Origin of the sequence: Cronobacter sp. EKM101R (assembly GCF_963888145.1) — a bacterium.
GTDB lineage: Bacteria > Pseudomonadota > Gammaproteobacteria > Enterobacterales > Enterobacteriaceae > Cronobacter > Cronobacter turicensis.
The window spans coordinates 79,361-95,176 of record NZ_CAWPHW010000072.1 but is presented as its reverse complement, the minus strand read 5'-3'; the positions used below and the strand labels follow the sequence as shown (position 1 = coordinate 95,176).

Annotated in this window: 19 protein-coding genes; 6 read left to right on the top strand and 13 right to left on the bottom strand. The window is 58.9% G+C overall.

Annotated elements, in window-relative coordinates:
* Window positions 1–35: 35 nt before the first annotated feature.
* The 9 genes from flgJ to flgB are packed head-to-tail and all read right to left on the bottom strand — an operon-like array spanning window position 36 to window position 7,226.
* Complete coding sequence (flgJ, locus tag AACV31_RS22845) at window positions 36–1,001, bottom strand: flagellar assembly peptidoglycan hydrolase FlgJ (protein WP_165156164.1); 966 nt, start codon at window positions 999–1,001, stop codon at window positions 36–38.
* The gene (locus AACV31_RS22840; protein WP_015740837.1) at window positions 1,001–2,098 is read right to left on the bottom strand and encodes a flagellar basal body P-ring protein FlgI; all 1,098 of its coding nucleotides are present in this window, start codon (window positions 2,096–2,098) and stop codon (window positions 1,001–1,003) included. The genes flgJ and AACV31_RS22840 overlap by 1 nt, the downstream gene beginning before the upstream one ends.
* Before the next feature lie 12 nt (window positions 2,099–2,110).
* A complete protein-coding gene (flgH, locus tag AACV31_RS22835) occupies window positions 2,111–2,809 on the bottom strand; it encodes a flagellar basal body L-ring protein FlgH (RefSeq protein WP_015740836.1) in 699 nt (232 codons plus the stop codon).
* Between the two features lie 56 nt (window positions 2,810–2,865).
* Complete coding sequence (gene flgG, locus AACV31_RS22830; protein WP_007663430.1) at window positions 2,866–3,648, bottom strand: flagellar basal-body rod protein FlgG; 783 nt, start codon at window positions 3,646–3,648, stop codon at window positions 2,866–2,868.
* Between the two features lie 16 nt (window positions 3,649–3,664).
* Complete coding sequence (locus AACV31_RS22825; RefSeq protein ID WP_007707853.1) at window positions 3,665–4,423, bottom strand: flagellar basal body rod protein FlgF; 759 nt, start codon at window positions 4,421–4,423, stop codon at window positions 3,665–3,667.
* A 20-nt stretch (window positions 4,424–4,443) separates the two neighbouring features.
* On the bottom strand, window positions 4,444–5,676 hold the full coding sequence (gene flgE, locus AACV31_RS22820) for a flagellar hook protein FlgE (protein ID WP_007769407.1): 1,233 nt from the start codon (window positions 5,674–5,676) through the stop codon (window positions 4,444–4,446).
* 26 nt (window positions 5,677–5,702) lie between these two features.
* Window positions 5,703–6,383, bottom strand: a complete 681-nt coding sequence (flgD, locus tag AACV31_RS22815; protein WP_007769405.1) for a flagellar hook assembly protein FlgD — start codon at window positions 6,381–6,383, stop codon at window positions 5,703–5,705.
* Between the two features lie 11 nt (window positions 6,384–6,394).
* The gene (gene flgC / locus AACV31_RS22810) at window positions 6,395–6,799 is read right to left on the bottom strand and encodes a flagellar basal body rod protein FlgC (RefSeq protein WP_015740833.1); all 405 of its coding nucleotides are present in this window, start codon (window positions 6,797–6,799) and stop codon (window positions 6,395–6,397) included.
* 13 nt (window positions 6,800–6,812) lie between these two features.
* Window positions 6,813–7,226, bottom strand: coding sequence for a flagellar basal body rod protein FlgB (flgB, locus tag AACV31_RS22805; RefSeq protein ID WP_004385215.1), 414 nt, complete (start codon window positions 7,224–7,226; stop codon window positions 6,813–6,815).
* 153 nt (window positions 7,227–7,379) lie between these two features.
* Between flgB and flgA the strand changes: the two genes are divergently transcribed.
* The 3 genes from flgA (at window position 7,380) to flgN (ending at window position 8,858) form a co-directional block, all read left to right on the top strand.
* Window positions 7,380–8,039 carry a flagellar basal body P-ring formation chaperone FlgA gene (flgA, locus tag AACV31_RS22800; protein ID WP_165156166.1) on the top strand — a complete coding sequence of 220 codons (660 nt, stop codon included), beginning with the start codon at window positions 7,380–7,382 and terminating at the stop codon, window positions 8,037–8,039.
* A gap of 96 nt (window positions 8,040–8,135) precedes the next feature.
* Window positions 8,136–8,429, top strand: a complete 294-nt coding sequence (gene flgM, locus AACV31_RS22795; RefSeq protein ID WP_004385218.1) for a flagellar biosynthesis anti-sigma factor FlgM — start codon at window positions 8,136–8,138, stop codon at window positions 8,427–8,429.
* 3 nt (window positions 8,430–8,432) lie between these two features.
* Window positions 8,433–8,858 carry a flagella biosynthesis chaperone FlgN gene (flgN, locus tag AACV31_RS22790; RefSeq protein ID WP_007769397.1) on the top strand — a complete coding sequence of 142 codons (426 nt, stop codon included), beginning with the start codon at window positions 8,433–8,435 and terminating at the stop codon, window positions 8,856–8,858.
* Between the two features lie 168 nt (window positions 8,859–9,026).
* On the opposite strand, the gene murJ is transcribed toward flgN, so the two are convergent.
* The 4 genes from murJ to rimJ form a co-directional block, all read right to left on the bottom strand.
* On the bottom strand, window positions 9,027–10,562 hold the full coding sequence (gene murJ, locus AACV31_RS22785) for a murein biosynthesis integral membrane protein MurJ (protein WP_007769395.1): 1,536 nt from the start codon (window positions 10,560–10,562) through the stop codon (window positions 9,027–9,029).
* A gap of 115 nt (window positions 10,563–10,677) precedes the next feature.
* Entirely contained in the window at window positions 10,678–11,601 is a 924-nt protein-coding gene (locus AACV31_RS22780; RefSeq protein WP_105537354.1) for a Gfo/Idh/MocA family protein, read from the bottom strand.
* A gap of 2 nt (window positions 11,602–11,603) precedes the next feature.
* Window positions 11,604–12,257 carry a YceH family protein gene (locus AACV31_RS22775; RefSeq protein ID WP_165156168.1) on the bottom strand — a complete coding sequence of 218 codons (654 nt, stop codon included), beginning with the start codon at window positions 12,255–12,257 and terminating at the stop codon, window positions 11,604–11,606.
* A gap of 10 nt (window positions 12,258–12,267) precedes the next feature.
* Window positions 12,268–12,852 (bottom strand): ribosomal protein S5-alanine N-acetyltransferase, encoded by a 585-nt coding sequence (gene rimJ / locus AACV31_RS22770; protein ID WP_007769379.1) that lies wholly within the window; start codon window positions 12,850–12,852, stop codon window positions 12,268–12,270.
* A 266-nt stretch (window positions 12,853–13,118) separates the two neighbouring features.
* Between rimJ and mdtH the strand changes: the two genes are divergently transcribed.
* From mdtH to AACV31_RS22755, 3 genes are all read left to right on the top strand, one after another.
* Window positions 13,119–14,327 (top strand): multidrug efflux MFS transporter MdtH, encoded by a 1,209-nt coding sequence (gene mdtH, locus AACV31_RS22765; RefSeq protein ID WP_105537352.1) that lies wholly within the window; start codon window positions 13,119–13,121, stop codon window positions 14,325–14,327.
* A gap of 76 nt (window positions 14,328–14,403) precedes the next feature.
* Window positions 14,404–15,051 (top strand): glutaredoxin 2, encoded by a 648-nt coding sequence (gene grxB / locus AACV31_RS22760; protein ID WP_165156170.1) that lies wholly within the window; start codon window positions 14,404–14,406, stop codon window positions 15,049–15,051.
* A gap of 118 nt (window positions 15,052–15,169) precedes the next feature.
* Window positions 15,170–15,730, top strand: a complete 561-nt coding sequence (locus tag AACV31_RS22755; protein WP_041923426.1) for a lipoprotein — start codon at window positions 15,170–15,172, stop codon at window positions 15,728–15,730.
* Window positions 15,731–15,816 lie beyond the last annotated feature (86 nt).

The following is a 15,816-nucleotide window of genomic DNA, read 5'->3' as shown; positions in this document are numbered from 1 at the left end:
ATTTATCGGCAGCGCTTAAGAGAACTTGAGCGGTTTCAGAACAGCGTTGAGATATCCTGGCTGTACGCCTTGCTCACTTTTTCACCCACCGATTTCATCTGCTGAATCATGCTGGTCAGCTTGCGTGCGTAGTTCGGATCGGTGGCGTAACCGGCGTTCTGCAAGGCTTTCGCCCCCTCTTCCGCCGAGGCGGCTGTGGTGACCGCCGCATAGCGTGGGTTACGCGTCAGCATGCCTACGTAGTCCGACAGCGCCTCAAGGTAAGAGCCGTAAACGCGGAACTTCGCTTTGACCTTTTTCGCTTCGCCGTTTTCATATTCGGTGGTGGTGATCTCGGTCACCGGGCCTTTCCAGGAAGAGGTCGCCTTAACGCCGAAGATGTTAAAGCTCGGCTCGCCGTTCTCTTTGCGGATCTGGCGCTGGCCCCAGCCCGATTCCAGCGCGGCCTGCGCCAGAATCAGGTGGTGCGGCACGCCGCTCTGCTCGCTCGCAAGCTTCGCAGGCAGCGAAAGCTGCGCCAGGAAGTCTTTGCTGTCGCCGGAAAGCGGCTCTTCGTTTGACGGCGCCTTCGGCATGGCCTGGCGCACAATCTGCGTAATCGCCTGGTTGCGGTAGCTGTTCATGGTGTCGATATCAAACTTCATCGGCACCTGAGCCGCGGTATCCGCGGCGTCGGCAGGCTGCTCTGCGGAAGCCTGCTCGCCGCCCATCTGTTTCACCATCATGTCCGCGAGGCCTAAGCCTTTGCCCGCCGTCATCTGCTGGGCGATTTGCTGATCGTACATGCTGGTGTAAAGCCGGGTCTGATCGCTACTGAACAGCCCATCCTTGGGCAGCGCTTCGCGCATGCTTTTCAGCATCATTTGCACGAACATCCCTTCCATCTGACGGGCAACCGATTTCAGGTTGCCGTTCGGATCCTTTGCGACCTTAGTTTTCAGGTCATTAAGCGATTGCGCGTCAAAGGCGGCGCTGGACAGTAATTTGCTATCAGTCAGCATCAGATGATTTCCAGTTTTGCGCGCAGACACCCCGCGCTTTGCATGGATTGCAGAATCGACATCAGATCCATCGGCGTAGCGCCCAGCGCGTTAAGCGCGCGCACCACGCTGTTCAGGTTGGCGCTGGAGGTCACGCGCTGCAGCGCGCCGCCGCTCTGGCGCATATCGATCTGCGTTTGCGGCGTCACGACAGTCTGGCCGCCGCCAAATGGCGTATTCGGCTGGCTGACGTTGGCCTGCTGGTTGACCGTCACAGAAAGGTTGCCCTGCGCGACCGCACAGCTGTCCAGCGAGACTTCGCGGTTCATCACGACCGAGCCGGTACGTGAGTTAATAATGACTTTGGCGTCCTGTACCGCGACATTCACTTCGAGGTTCTGGATACCTGCCAGCAGTTGTACCTGAGAGCTGCCGCCGCTCGGCGCGCGCACCTGAACGGTACGGGCGTCCAGCGGGACCGCGGAGCCATAACCACGCGCGCGGTTGATGGTGTCGGAGATCTGCTGCGCCAGCGTGAAGTCATCATTATTCAGCTGCAGGTTAATGGTATTGCCGTTGCCGAACTGGGTCGGCAGCTCACGCTCAATCACCGCGCCGTTGGTAATACGCCCGCCGTTAAGCTGGTTCACCTGTACGCTGCTGCCGCCTGCGGAAGCGCCCGCGCCGCCGATCAGAATGTTGCCCTGCGCCAGTGCGTAAACCTGGTTATCGACGCCTTTCAGCGGCGTCATCAGCAGCGTACCGCCGCGCAGGCTCTTGGCGTTACCCATAGAGGAGACCACCACATCAATGGCCTGCCCCTGGCGCGCGAACGCCGGGTAAGAGGCGGTAACCATCACCGCCGCCACGTTTTTCAGCTGCATGTTGGTGCCCGCCGGAACGGTGATCCCCAGCTGAGAGAGCATGTTGTTCAGGCTCTGGGTGGTAAACGGCGTCTGGGTCGTCTGGTCGCCCGTACCGTCAAGGCCCACCACAAGGCCGTAGCCGATCAGGGAGTTTTCACGTACACCCTGTACGGTGGTTAAGTCACGAATGCGGTCCGCTTGCGCGAACGTCGCGACGAGCAGCAGCAGGAGTCCTGGGAGCGATTTAAACATTTTTCACCTCTGTTACATCGGCGATAAATTAAGGAAGAAACGCTGTAGCCATCCCATGTTCTGCGCTTCGTTGATGTAGCCGTTGCCGACATATTCGATTCGGGCATCCGCCACCTGCGTGGACGGTACCGTGTTGCTGCCGCTAATGGTGCGAGGGTTAACCACGCCCGAGAAGCGGATGAATTCTGTGCCCTGGTTGATGGCGATCTGTTTTTCACCTACCACGTGCAGGTTGCCGTTGGCGAGAACCTGATCGACGGTCACGGTCAGCGTGCCGCTGAAGGTGTTGCTGGCGTTAGCGCCGCCTTTGCCGTTAAAGGTATTGCCGCCGGATGCGCTGATATCGGCGCGCGCATTGCCGAAGAGGCCCTGCAGGTAGCGCGGAACGGTGTCGAGACCAAAGTTGGTCTTGCCGTCGCGGCTGGCGTTTGCCGACGAGCTCTTGCTCGCGCTGACGTTTTCTTGCAGCTCAATAGTGAGCGTGTCGCCGACGTTACGCGGACGACGGTCTTCGAACAGCGGCTGATAACCGTAGTTAATCTGCTGTACGGACTGGAAAATGGAACCGTTAACCACCGGCGCGGGGGCAGGTGCGGGCTGCGCGGTCGTCGCGCCCTGAACCAGCGGAGTAGAAGGCACCCACGCACAGCCCGACAGGGTTAATGCGAGAGCTATCGCTATAGGGCAGAGTTGCGCACCGGTCTTTTGCATTGCTTTCATCTTCGTAGTGGCGTTCGGTGTGGCATTACGCCACACCGAAACAGGCTTTAGAGTTGCGTCAGTTTTTGCAGCATCTGGTCAGTCGTGGAAACCGCTTTACTGTTAATCTCGTAAGCGCGCTGCACCTGAATCATGTTGACCAGCTCTTCCGCCACGTTGACGTTAGAGGTTTCGACATAACCCTGATACAGCAGCCCTGCACCGTTCAGGCCCGGCGTGCTTTCGTTCGGCGTGCCGGAGGACTGGGTTTCGGTGTAGAGGTTTTCACCAATGCTTTCCAGACCGCTGTCGTTCATAAAGGTGGTCAGGTTAATCTGGCCAACCTGTACCGGCGCCGCCGTTCCCTGCTGGGTCACGCTCACCACGCCGTCGCGACCGACGGTGATGCTCAGCGCGTTCGCAGGAATGGTGATAGCCGGCTGAACCTGGAAGCCGCCCGCGGTCACGAGCTGGCCGTTCTGATCCACCTGGAAAGAACCGTCGCGGGTATACGCGGAGGTGCCGTCCGGCAGCAGAACCTGGAAGAAGCCCTGGCCTTTAATCGCGACATCTTTGCTGTTATTGGTCTGAGACAGGTTGCCCTGGCTGTGCAGACGCTCGGTAGCGACGGGGCGCACACCGGTACCAATCTGCAGGCCGGAAGGCAGCGTGGTCTGTTCAGAAGACTGCGCGCCCGGCTGGCGGATGGTTTGGTAAAGCAGATCTTCAAACACCGCACGTTGACGTTTGAAACCGTTGGTACTGACGTTCGCCAGGTTGTTGGCGATAACGTCCATATTGGTTTGCTGGGCGTCGAGGCCGGTTTTGGCAATCCATAAGGAACTGATCATAGTGTCGTCCTGTTGATTAACTCATCGACAATAACTGGTTAGCGCGCTGCTCGTTTTCATCGACGCTGCTGATGATTTTCATCTGCATCTCGAAACGACGGGCGTTGGCTATCATGTCGGTCATTGCTTCCACGGGTTTCACGTTACTGCCTTCCAGCACCCCGGACATCAGGCTGATGGTCGGGTCGGCCTGCAACGTCGCGCCGCGGGCGGTTTGCGCCTGCTGGTTTAAACGAAACAGTCCGTCGTCGCCGCGTACCACTTCCTGCGCGCTGGCTTTCACCATCTTCAGACGGCCTACCGGCGCAATGGTGTTCGGGGCGTCGCCCGGGTTCAGTACGGAGATAGTACCGTCGGCGGCGATCGTGACTTCCGCGCCTTCCGGCACCACGACCGGGCCGCCCTCGCCCATCACAGGATTACCCTGGATGGTGAGCTGACCGGTCGCCGTGCGCTGGATGTTACCGTTGCGGGTATACGCTTCGGTGCCGTCCGGCGCCTGCACCGCCAGCCAGCCGTCGCTGCCCTGAATGGCAACGTCCAGCGGACGGGAGGTGTAGTCGAGCGACCCCTGGCTCATATTCACGCCAGGGGTGGAAGCCGTGACCAGCGTACGGGTTGGCAATGACAGCCCTTCTACCGGCACGGCGCGCAGCGCGTTGAGCTGAGCGCGAAAGCCAGGCGTTGATGCGTTGGCCAGGTTGCTCGCCGTGACAGACTGCTGGTTCAGCGTCTGGCTGGCTGCGCCCATGGCGGTATAAATTGCGTGATCCATTAAGCCATCCCTTCAGACAATTAGCGCAGGTTAACCAGGGTATTGAGGATCTGGTCCTGAGTCTTGATAGTCTGCGCGTTCGACTGGTAGTTACGCTGCGCGACGATCATGTTGACCAGTTCTTTACTCAGGTCGACGTTGGACGCTTCAAGCGCGCCGCTGGTCAGCTTGCCGAAGTTGCCGGTACCGGCAGAGCCCAGCAGCGCCACGCCGGAGGCGGTGCTTGCAGACCAGACGTTGTCGCCCTGAGAAGAGAGACCTTCCGGGTTCGCGAAGTTCGCCAGAACGATCTGACCCAGCAGTTGGCTCTTCTCGTTAGAGTAGTTACCGACCAGGCTGCCATCTTCGTTCACCTGATAACCCACCAGGTCGCCCGGCTTGTAGCCGTCCTGGTTGGACGTCAGCAGGACGTTGGCGCCGGAGTTTTGCTGCGTGGTGCCGGTCAGGTTCATGCTGAAGCTGAACGCTGCGGAGCCGTTCAGGGAGGCCACAGAAATCGGCACCTGCTGGGAGCCCGCCGGTGCGGCGTTGGTGATGCCGGTCAGGGCGCCGCTGTCGCTGAAGGTCAGGCTGGTCAGCGGGGTGGTCGGCGTCGCGGAGCTAACGCTGGTGTCCATGTTATAGACATCCCACTTGTTATCCGCCGTCTTCACGTAGTACAGCTTCAGGTTGTGTTCGTTACCCAGGCTATCGTAAACGGTCAGCGGCACGCTTTTGTTAAAGGTGCTGGAGTTAGCCGGATCGAACGGGGTCTGCGCCGGAACATCGTCAGAGGAGTTCAGGTTCATCACGAAGTTCGCGCTGGTGGTCTGGCTTGCCGGCATCTGCGCGGTCGGGATGGTCAGCGGAATCGGGTCTGCGCCCTGCTGAACGGTCGGCGGGGTGCCGGTTGCCGGATAGCCGGTCACCTGCATACCCTGCATGTTCACCAGGTTGCTTTTTTCGTCCAGTTTGAACTGGCCGTTACGGCTGTAGAACACGCCGCCGTTGCTGTCGAGCAGACGGAAGAAACCGTTCTGGCTGATAGCCACGTCCAGCTTACGGCCGGTGTTGGTGGTTACGCCGTCGCCGAAGTCCTGGGTAATACCCGCGACTTTAACGCCCAGGCCCGCTTTCGAACCGGCAAACATGTCGGCGAAAGAGACGGAGCCAGACTTAAAACCATAAGTGGCGGAGTTGGCAATGTTGTTGCCGATAACGTCGAGGTTGGTGCTGGCAGCATTCAGACCGCTGACCGCTTGTGAAAAGGCCATTTCTTACTCCTGATAAGATTGAAGGCTTAAATAATTTGCCGTACCTGGTCGAGTGTCGTGGTCCCGTAGGTGCCCAGATCCAGCAGGTTCGAACCGTTGCTTCGCGTAATGCCGTTTACCAGCGCGAAGTTAAGCGGCTGTGCGACCAACTGGGTGCCTCCGTTGCTTGCGGCAATGGAGACGTTGTAGGAGCCATCCGGCGCCTTGGTGCCGTCGCTCATCGTGCCATCCCAAGAGAAGGTATGGACGCCAGCGCTCAGCGCGCCGATTTCGATGGTACGAACGACTTTCCCGCTCTTATCAGTGACAGTGGCGGTAACTTTATCTGCGGCCTGTTGCAACTCGACGCCAAACGGTGTCGTGGTGTCTTTGCCGGTCAGAATGGTGCTGCCCGGGATCATCACGCCGTGACCGATAAGCGCGCTCGCCGCAAGCGACTGGCTGTTATCGATCTGGCCGGAGATAGATCCGAGCGTGGTGTTCAGTTTCTCGATGCCGCTCACGGTGCTGATCTGCGCAAGCTGCGTGGTCAGCTCGTTGTTCTGCATCGGGTTGGTCGGGTCCTGGTTTTTCAGCTGCGCCACCAAAAGCGTCAGGAAGCTGCTTTGCAGGTCCGAGGCATTGCTCCCGGTCAGACTGGTGCTGGAGGTCGCGCTGCTGGCACTGCTGGAACTGTAACTTTCGTTAATGCTGGACGTAACCGACATAACTCTCTCCTTTATTGACCGAGCGTGAGCGTTTTCAGCATCATGCTTTTCACGGTGTTCAGCACTTCTACGTTGGCCTGGTAGCTGCGTGAGGCGGACATGGAGTTCACCATCTCGCCGACCACATCAACGTTCGGCATACGGACATAACCCTTGGCATCCGCCAGCGGGTTGCCTGGCTCGTAGACCAGTTTGTCCGGCGCCTGACTTTCCACGACATCCGTTACCTTCACGCCGCCGGTGGCGGCGCCTGGCGCGGCATCAACCTGGAAAATCACTTGCTTTGCGCGATAAGGCTGGCCATCCGGCCCGGTCGCACTGTCGGCGTTGGCAAGGTTACTTGCCGCCACGTTCATGCGTTTGGATTGCGCGGTCATCGCGGAACCGGCAATGTCGAAAATATTTAAAAGCGCCATCGCTTCTTAACCCTTACTGTTGCTGCAGCACGGACATCATGCTCTTGATTTGGCCGCCAAGAACCTGCAGATCGGTCTGATACTTCAGGCTGTTGTCGGCAAACTGGGTACGCTCACGGTCCATGTCGACGGTGTTGCCATCCATCGACGGCTGATCCGGCACGCGGTACAGCAAATCAAGAGAAGCGCCGGTCGACGCCTGAGCCGGTATATGGCGTGATGAGGTCATGGCGAGCGTCATGGTGCTGCCTGACGCGCGGCCCTGATCCATCACTTTTTTCAGTTGGCTGGCGAAATCAATATCGCGCGCCTGATAACCGGGGGTATCGGCGTTGGCGATATTGGCCGCCAGGATCTCCTGACGCTGAGCGCGTAAATTGATTGCTTCCTGTTGAAAGCGCAGCGCGGCGTCCAGTTTATCGAGCATGATTCCTCCACTTAGTCTGGTGAGTGTGCACAGCTTACTGTTCCTCACGCGTGCGTTATCGTTGGAATAAACGCAAAATGCGTCGCTATTTGTTGCCTTGAACAAAAACAGAGCAGAGTAGAATCCTCCCTGTTCCGAAAGTGGAGAAGTGCAATGAAGAGCCTGAAATTCTGTCTCGCCGCGGGTTTGCTGCTGTTAAGCCCCGGCATTTTCGCCGATATGCTCAACGCGCAGCTGACGCCTTTCTTTTTGCAGCGTCTGGCGGGAATTAGCGATGCGGTGGTGGTGACGGTGAAAACGCCGGAGCCGCAGAGACTGACTTGCGACAATCCTGATTTCAGCCTGCCGGGCAATGCGCGTCTGTGGGGAAACCTCAGCGTGCAGGTACGGTGCGGCGATCAGAAACGGTATATGCAGGTCAACGTTCAGGCCTTCGGGAACTATGTGGTGGCAAGCCAGCCTGTCGCGCGCGGCGGCACGCTGAATGAGTCCAACCTGCGTCTTGAGCGCGGTCGTCTGGATCTCCTGCTCCCAAACGCTATGCTCAATCTTGACCAGGCGCGCGAAGCTGTTACCCTGCGTGACCTCGCGCCAAATCAGCCGGTAATGCTGTCGATGGTACGTCAGTCCTGGCGTGTAAAAGCGGGTCAGCAAGTACAGATTATCGCCAACGGCGAAGGCTTTAGCATCAATGGCGAAGGCCGGGCCCTGAACAATGCGGCGGTGGCGCAAAACGCCCGGGTAAGAATGGCCTCAGGCCAGGTGGTAAGCGGCATCGTGGGTTCTGATGGGATTATTCTGATTAACCTGTAATCTTTATAAAGAATTCATCGTGGCTGCCGATATAGTTAATCAACTAACGATGAATATCGGCTCTATGCCGCGAGCCCCTCTATGAGGAAAAAATCAATGAGCATTGAACGCACGTCACCCCTGAAACCAGTGAGTACGGTGCAACCGCGCGAAAACAGTGAACCGCAGGCACCGAAAGCCCGTCCGACCGAAACCGCGGCGGCAGGTAGCGCCAGCGTCACCTTAAGCGGCGCCCAGGCAAAACTGATGAAGCCTGGCGCTGATGACATCAACGTTGAGCGTGTGGAAGCGCTGAAGGCCGCCATTCGTAATGGCGAGCTGAAAATGGATACCGGCAAAATCGCCGATGCGCTTATCCAGGAAGCTCAGAGTTTCTTGCAGGATAAATAATTTATGAGCCGTCTGTCAGAACTGTTAGACCAAATGACAACTGTACTGAATTCGCTGAAATCGGTGATGGATGCGGAGCAGCAACAGCTATCAGCGGGCAGCCTCAACAGTAGTGCGCTTCAGCGCATCACCGAAGAGAAAAGCTCGTTGCTGGCCACGCTGGACTATCTGGAACAGCAGCGCCGCAGCGAACAGAATACGCACCGCGACGCGCCGCCGGATATGGCGCAGCGCTGGCAGACGATTACTCAGAAAACCCTGCACTTGCGCGATTTGAACCAGCATAACGGCTGGTTGCTCGAAGGCCAGATGACGCGTAACGCCCAGGCGCTGGCGGTGTTAAAACCGCTTCAGGAGCCGGCGCTTTACGGCGCTAACGGGCAGACTGCCGCGAGTATGCATCGCGGCGGGAAGAAAATCGCCATCTGACCGCAAGGTCCTGGGTTAAAAAAACGCCATTCCGGCAGGGTAAACCTGCTGGAAGGTTTTTTGCATCTGAAGAAACGCATTCGGGAAAACCGGGCATAAAAAAACGCGCCGGGGAAATGCGTCTCCGGCGCGTTTTTTAACGGGTACGGCTTAACTGATCAGTGTGGTTTACGCGGTACGGCGCGCGAAATCCCGCACGCGAAACCCTAGTAACGTCAGCGTCGCGAAATACGCGATAACGCCTGCGACCACGACACCGGCAAGACGCAACAGACGTAGCGGCATCGTGCCCTGCGCCCAGTCAGGCATGATTTGCATGACGCCAAACAGCGCCGCGGACATCACCAGCACCGCGATAATCAGTCGCGCTAAAAATGCGCCCCACCCCGGCTGCGGCTGGAAAATCTTGCGTTTACGCAGCTGCCAGTAGAGCAGGCTCGCGTTAAGGCAGGCCGCAAGACCAATAGAAAGCGCCAGCCCCGCGTGTTTCAGCGGCCCGATAAACATCAGGTTCATCACCTGCGTCATGATGAGCGTCACGATGGCGATTTTCACCGGCGTTTTGATGTCCTGGCGTGAATAAAACCCTGGCGCCAGCACCTTCACGACAATCAGCCCCATCAGCCCCACCGAGTACGCCACCAGCGCCTGCTGGGTCATCAGCGCGTCGTGACCGGAGAATTTACCGTACTGGAACAGCGAGACGGTGAGCGGTCTTGCGAGAATACCGAGCGCCACCGCGCTTGGCAGCGCCAGCAAAAAGCACAGGCGCAACCCCCAGTCCATCAGACGCGAATACTCGTCATGGTTGCCGCTTGCGAAGCTTCTCGACAGCGACGGCAGCAGAATGGTGCCCAGCGCCACGCCCAGTACGCCCGACGGAAACTCCATCAGGCGGTCGGCGTAATACATCCAGGAGACCGATCCGGAAACCAGAAACGAGGCGAAAATCGTATTAATGATAAGCGAGATCTGGCTGACCGAGACGCCGAGGATGGCAGGCCCCATCTGTTTCATGACGCGCATCGCGCCCGCATCTTTAAAGTTAATGCGCGGCAGCACCAGCATGCCGATTTTCTTCAGGTGCGGCAGCTGATAAACGAGCTGCAACACGCCGCCTACCGTGACTGCCCAGGCGAGCGCCAGCACCGGCGGGTTAAAATAGGGCGCGGCGAAAAGCGCAAAACCTATCATGCTGACATTCAGGAACGTCGGCGCGAACGCCGGCACCGAAAAGCGGTTCCAGGTGTTGAGGATGGCCCCCGCGAGCGAGGCCAGCGAAATCAGCAGAATATAAGGAAAGGTAATGCGCAAAAGCGATGAAGTGAGCGCGAATTTATCTGCCGTATCGGCAAAGCCCGGCGCGGTCACCAGGATAACCCAGGGCGCCGCCAGCATGCCAATGACCGTGACGATAAAGAGCGCCAGCGTCAGCAGGCCGGAGACATAGGCCACAAACACCCGCGTGGCGTCTTCGCCCTGCTTGCTTTTATATTCGGCGAGAATGGGCACAAACGCCTGCGAGAACGCGCCTTCGGCAAAAATGCGTCGCAACAGGTTCGGCAGCTTGAACGCGACGAAAAAGGCGTCGGTCGCCATCCCGGCGCCAAACACCCGCGCCACAATGGCGTCGCGCGCAAACCCGAGCACGCGGGAAAACATGGTCATCGAGCTGACCGCAGCCAGCGACTTCAGTAAATTCATTGTTGTTCTTTCCCATAAACACCGACGCCTGCAGGGCAGGCGTCAGGGGCTTTTCAGCGAAGCGCTTAGTCTACTCGACTGAAAGGGAAATACTACTGGCAGATGCGCGCCGCGGTTACTCGCGCATGGCCTCGCGCCACAGCCGCTCCACCACGCGCTGGGCAAGGAGCGCCTGCTCGCCCGCGGTTTCCGGAACCGTCTGATTCTGAACGCAGTCGATGAAATGGCGCGCGCAGCCTGCAAAGCCGCGCTGTTCAAGCGTGCTCTGCCAGCCGGGCACCGGCCGCTGCACCACGCCTGCGCCGCGCTCTTCGCGCCACTCGCGCATATCGGTCACGTCAATCAGCGCGCCGTCGGTCACCGCCTGCACCCACTCGCGCTGGCTACCCGCGCGCCGGTGCATGCTGGTGGTGATGGAAAGCTCGCCGCGGCGGAAATGGTGTTCGGCATACCACATTTCGCCCTGCGCGGTGGTCTGCAGCGCGCCGCCTGCAAGCGTCGCCTCGCCGCCGCCGAGCCACAGCGCGGTATCCACCAGATGCAGATAATCATCCAGCAGCGTAAAGCGCAGGTCGTGGGGGCCGACGCTGTCGGCGCGATGTTTATCCATACGTAGCGATGCCCCTGCGCCCAGCGCGTTTTTCAAATCTCGATAGAGCGGCGCGAAACGGCGGTTGAAGCCAACCATCAGCGTCAGGTTGCGCTGCTTCGCGAGCGTCACCAGACGCTCGGCATCGGCGAGATTCTCCGCCAGCGGTTTATCGACGCAGACATGCACGCCCGCGTTCAGCAGTTCGCTCACCACCTGATAGTGGCTGCTTGTAGCGCTGTGCACGAAAACCGCGTCGCACTGCGCGGCAAGCGCCTGCAGCGAATCGATATACGGCATCCGGTACGCCTCGCAGACCGGCAGCGCTTTGGCGCGCGTCGGGGAAAATGCTCCCGTGAGCGTCCAGTCCGTCGCCTGTGACAGCACCGGCAGCCAGGCTTTTTGCGCAATGCCGCCAAGCCCGACCACCCCAACGCGTAATTTCGCCACGATTACTCTCCCAGATGACCTAACAGTGATTCGAGGCGCTCGCGCAGTTCCGCCACCTCACGTTCCAGCGCCTCAACGCGCGCGGTTAAGGCGTCGGTATCCGCGCCGGTGTTTTCGTCGTGTGCGACAAGCGCTGCGGCATCCGGTTCGCCGCAGAAAAGATGCATGTAGCGGCTCTCGCGCTTGCCCGGCTCGCGCGCAAGCCGCGTGACAAACGGGCCGTCTTCGCGGGTTGAGAGCGTCTCCAGCGCGCTTTCAAGCGCCGCCGTATCGCTGAATTCATGCATGCGCGCCGCACGACTGCGCAGCTCGCCCGGCGTCTGCGCGCCGCGCAGCAGCAGGGTCGTGACCAGCGCCACTTCGGCGGGCGAGAATTTTAAATCGCCAAATTCGGAATTGCAGAAGCGCTGCTCATACTTGGTCACGCGGTTGCCGAAGCCGCTGACGGTGCGCAGATAATGGCGTTTGACCAGCTGATCCAGCGTCTCCTGCACCTGCGCCTCGCTCAGGTTCATCACCGGCTCGCGGTTGGTCTTCTGGTTGCAGGCCGTGACCACGCCGTTGACCGAGAGCGGGTATTGCTCCGGCGTAGTGACCTGTTTTTCCAGCATGCAGCCGATGACGCGCGCTTCCAGCGCGCTGAACTGATGTTTCATGGTTTTCTCCTCAACGCCCCGGCGTCCATTCGCGCGCGGTGAGCGCGGTCAGCACGTGATCGCGCCAGACGCCGTCAATCAGTAAGTAATCTTTGGCATAGCCTTCTTTTTCAAAGCCGAGGCGCGCCAGCAAATCGCCGCTGCGCTGGTTATGCGGCATATAGTTGGCCATGATCCGGTGCATATGCTGGCTGCGCTGCATATAGCGAATGGCGCTGGTAAGCGCTTCAAACATCAGGCCCTGCCCCTGCCACTTTTCACCCAGCGAATAGCCGAGATAGCAGGCGTGGAACGAGCCGCGCACCACATTGGAAAAATTAGCGACGCCGCGGATTTCATTCTCGTCCGGATCGAGCAGCGCAAAATAGAAGGCGTTGCCCTGCTTGTGGAGTTCGTTAATCATGCCAAGCCGCGCCTGCCAGCCCGACGGGTAGCAATGGCTTTCATCGCGAATGGGCTCCCAGGGCTTCAGGAACTGGCGATTCTCGGCGTAGTAATCCGCCAGCCGCCATGCGTCGCGATCGTGCACCAGACGCACCACCAGGCGGTCTGTCGTTAATCTTACTTTCGGCACGTTACTTCGGTAGCCAAACATCGATACCCTGCTCCTTTCTCGGCATTATTCCTCACTCCAGCCCCGGACAGCGCGCCGTCGCGGGCATTACGTTTTACTATAACCGCGCCGAACAAAACAGTGAAAACAGCAACATGCCATTCTTTGACGCGCCACGCGGCTTCACGATGAATTTCATCAATCAATCATAGCGATCGATAAAAAAATATTGTCGCGCAAAACATCACCACCTCGTACGCCAGGCCGTAAGATAGTACGGTCTCTTCGCTTTTTTCCCTGGAGGGGAAATGTCCAGCGTGTCGCAGGCAAGGAGCCTGGGTAAATATTTCCTGTTAATTGATAACATGCTCGTGGTTCTGGGCTTTTTTGTCGTCTTTCCACTTATTTCTATTCGCTTCGTCGACAGCCTCGGCTGGGCCGCGCTGATGGTGGGTATCGCGCTCGGTCTGCGCCAGCTCGTTCAGCAAGGGCTGGGGATTTTCGGCGGCGCCATCGCCGACCGTCTCGGCGCGCGGCCGATGATCGTCACCGGCATGCTGCTGCGCGCCGCGGGCTTTGCGACCATGGCGGTCGCCCATGAGCCGTGGGTGCTGTGGCTCTCCTGCATACTCTCCGGGCTGGGCGGCACGCTTTTCGACCCGCCGCGCTCGGCGCTGGTCGTCAAGCTGGTGCGCCCCCAGGAGCGCGGTCGCTTTTTCTCCCTGCTGATGATGCAGGACAGCGCGGGCGCCGTGACGGGCGCGCTTATCGGCAGCTGGCTGCTGCAATATGATTTCCGGCTGGTGTGCGGCGTCGGCGCGCTGCTGTTTGTGCTCTGCGCGGGCTTTAACGCCTGGCTGTTGCCTGACTGGAAGCTCTCCACGGTGCGCACGCCGCTGCGTGAAGGCATGGGCCGCGTGCTGCGCGATAAGCGTTTTGTCACCTATGTGCTGACGCTGACCGGTTATTACATGCTGGCAGTGCAGGTGATGCTCATGCTGCCGGTGATGGTGAACGATATCGCGGGCGAACCGGCGGCAGTGAAATGGATGTATGCCATTGAAGCCGTGCTGTCGCTGACGCTGCTCTATCCGCTGGCGCGCTGGAGCGAAAAGCGCTTTCGCCTTGAACAGCGCCTGATGGCCGGGCTGCTGGTGATGACGTTCAGCCTGGTGCCGATCGGTCTTGCGAGCAACCTGCAACAGCTGTTTACCTTAATTTGCCTCTTTTACATCGGCTCGATTATCGCCGAGCCGGCGCGCGAAACGCTGAGCGCGTCGCTGGCCGACGCCCGTGCGCGCGGCAGCTATATGGGCTTCAGCCGCCTGGGCCTCGCCTTTGGCGGCGCGCTGGGCTACGCAGGCGGCGGCTGGCTGTTTGACGTCGGCCGCACGCTGAATACGCCCGAGCTGCCCTGGGCGATGCTTGGCGTGATAGGCGTCGGGACATTCCTGATGCTCTGGTGGCAGTTCAGTCAAAAACGGCTCGCGCCGGGGCTGGTGGAACAGGAAAGTTAAGATCCGGGGAGCGATTTGCTCCCCGCCGTATTCTCCACCATACTGAAAAATCAGTCACCTGAGCAGGAGGAGAAACGTGAAGTTATATATTTACGATCACTGTCCGTTCTGTCTGAAAGCGCGCATGATTTTCGGGCTCAAAAACCTTCCGGTGGAGCTTATCGTGTTGTCGAACGATGACGAAGCCACTCCCACCCGCATGATTGGCCAGAAAATGGCCCCTATTCTGCAAAAAGACGACAGCCGCTACCTGCCGGAAAGCATGGATATCGTTCACTACGTCGATAATCTTGATGGCAAACCGCTGCTCACCGGCAAGCGCAACCCGGCGATTGAAGAGTGGCTGCGCCGCGTTAATGGCTACATTAACCGTCTGCTGCTGCCGCGCTTTGCCAAAGCCCCGTTCGATGAGTTCGCCACGCCGGAAGCGCGTCGTTACTTTACTGAGAAAAAAGAGGCGGCGATTGGCTCCTTTGACGACCATATGGCCCACTCCGCCGGGCTGATTAAAAACATCAGCGACGACCTGCGCGCGCTCGACAAGCTTATCGTCCAGCCGAACGCCGTGAACGGCGAGCTCTCCGAAGATGACATTCATCTCTTCCCGCTGCTGCGCAATCTGACGCTGGTCGCTGGCGTCAACTACCCTACCCGCGTCGCGGACTATCGCGACAACATGGCCAAGCAGACGCAAATTAATCTGCTCTCCAGAATGGCTATCTGACGACCCCGCCGGTGGCCTCCACCGGCGTTTTAAGCCGAATCCGCTTTTGCCGCTTCCACTGGCGGGGCATCCTGCTTTATGTCAGGATCGCCCGACAGCACCAGAACGAGGGAAGCTCATGAAAAAAATGTTAGTCGCCGCGGCACTTATCGTCAGCGGCTTGCTGGTGGGATGTAACCAGCTCACGCAATACACCGTCACCGAACAGGACATCAACCAGGCGCTGCAAAAGCGCAATAACTACGCCAAAGATATCGGCGTGCCCGGTCTTGCCGACGCGCATATCGTTCTGACCAACCTGAACAGCGCGATTGGCCGTGAAGAGCCGAATAAAATCACGCTCAACGGCGATGCGAGTCTCGATATGACATCGCTTTTCGGTAACCAGAAAGCGCTGGTGAAGCTGAAACTGAAAGCCCTGCCGACGTTTGATAAAGAAAAAGGCGCTATTTATCTGCGCGAGATGGAAGTCGTCGACAGCAGCATCACGCCGGACAAAATGGCGCCGGTACTGGAAACCCTGATGCCTTATCTGAACAAATCGCTGCGCAGTTACTTCGAACAGCGCCCGGCTTACGTGCTGAGCGAAGACCGCACCCAGGGCGAAGCGCTGGCGAAGAAATTCGCCAAAGGGCTGGAGGTGAAGCCTGGCGAAATCGTGATCCCACTGACCGATTAATGTGATACCGGGGGCGCGACGCCCCCGAATTTTCAGGAAAAGGATGCAAAGGAAAACGTTTACGCTTATCCTTAGTGCCCGGCATA

Bases quoted from the DNA above. Each gene is read 5' to 3' on its own strand.
- flgH (WP_015740836.1), bottom strand. From the start codon at position 2,809: ATGCAAAAGACCGGTGCGCAACTCTGCCCTATAGCGATAGCTCTCGCA.
- AACV31_RS22755 (WP_041923426.1), top strand. From the start codon at position 15,170: ATGAAAAAAATGTTAGTCGCCGCGGCACTTATCGTCAGCGGCTTGCTG.
- flgC (WP_015740833.1), bottom strand. From the start codon at position 6,799: ATGGCGCTTTTAAATATTTTCGACATTGCCGGTTCCGCGATGACCGCG.
- flgA (WP_165156166.1), top strand. From the start codon at position 7,380: ATGAAGAGCCTGAAATTCTGTCTCGCCGCGGGTTTGCTGCTGTTAAGC.
- murJ (WP_007769395.1), bottom strand. From the start codon at position 10,562: ATGAATTTACTGAAGTCGCTGGCTGCGGTCAGCTCGATGACCATGTTT.
- flgB (WP_004385215.1), bottom strand. From the start codon at position 7,226: ATGCTCGATAAACTGGACGCCGCGCTGCGCTTTCAACAGGAAGCAATC.
- AACV31_RS22775 (WP_165156168.1), bottom strand. From the start codon at position 12,257: ATGAAACATCAGTTCAGCGCGCTGGAAGCGCGCGTCATCGGCTGCATG.
- rimJ (WP_007769379.1), bottom strand. From the start codon at position 12,852: ATGTTTGGCTACCGAAGTAACGTGCCGAAAGTAAGATTAACGACAGAC.
- flgJ (WP_165156164.1), bottom strand. From the start codon at position 1,001: ATGCTGACTGATAGCAAATTACTGTCCAGCGCCGCCTTTGACGCGCAA.
- flgG (WP_007663430.1), bottom strand. From the start codon at position 3,648: ATGATCAGTTCCTTATGGATTGCCAAAACCGGCCTCGACGCCCAGCAA.
- AACV31_RS22840 (WP_015740837.1), bottom strand. From the start codon at position 2,098: ATGTTTAAATCGCTCCCAGGACTCCTGCTGCTGCTCGTCGCGACGTTC.
- mdtH (WP_105537352.1), top strand. From the start codon at position 13,119: ATGTCCAGCGTGTCGCAGGCAAGGAGCCTGGGTAAATATTTCCTGTTA.
- flgM (WP_004385218.1), top strand. From the start codon at position 8,136: ATGAGCATTGAACGCACGTCACCCCTGAAACCAGTGAGTACGGTGCAA.
- flgD (WP_007769405.1), bottom strand. From the start codon at position 6,383: ATGTCGGTTACGTCCAGCATTAACGAAAGTTACAGTTCCAGCAGTGCC.
- AACV31_RS22825 (WP_007707853.1), bottom strand. From the start codon at position 4,423: ATGGATCACGCAATTTATACCGCCATGGGCGCAGCCAGCCAGACGCTG.
- flgN (WP_007769397.1), top strand. From the start codon at position 8,433: ATGAGCCGTCTGTCAGAACTGTTAGACCAAATGACAACTGTACTGAAT.
- flgE (WP_007769407.1), bottom strand. From the start codon at position 5,676: ATGGCCTTTTCACAAGCGGTCAGCGGTCTGAATGCTGCCAGCACCAAC.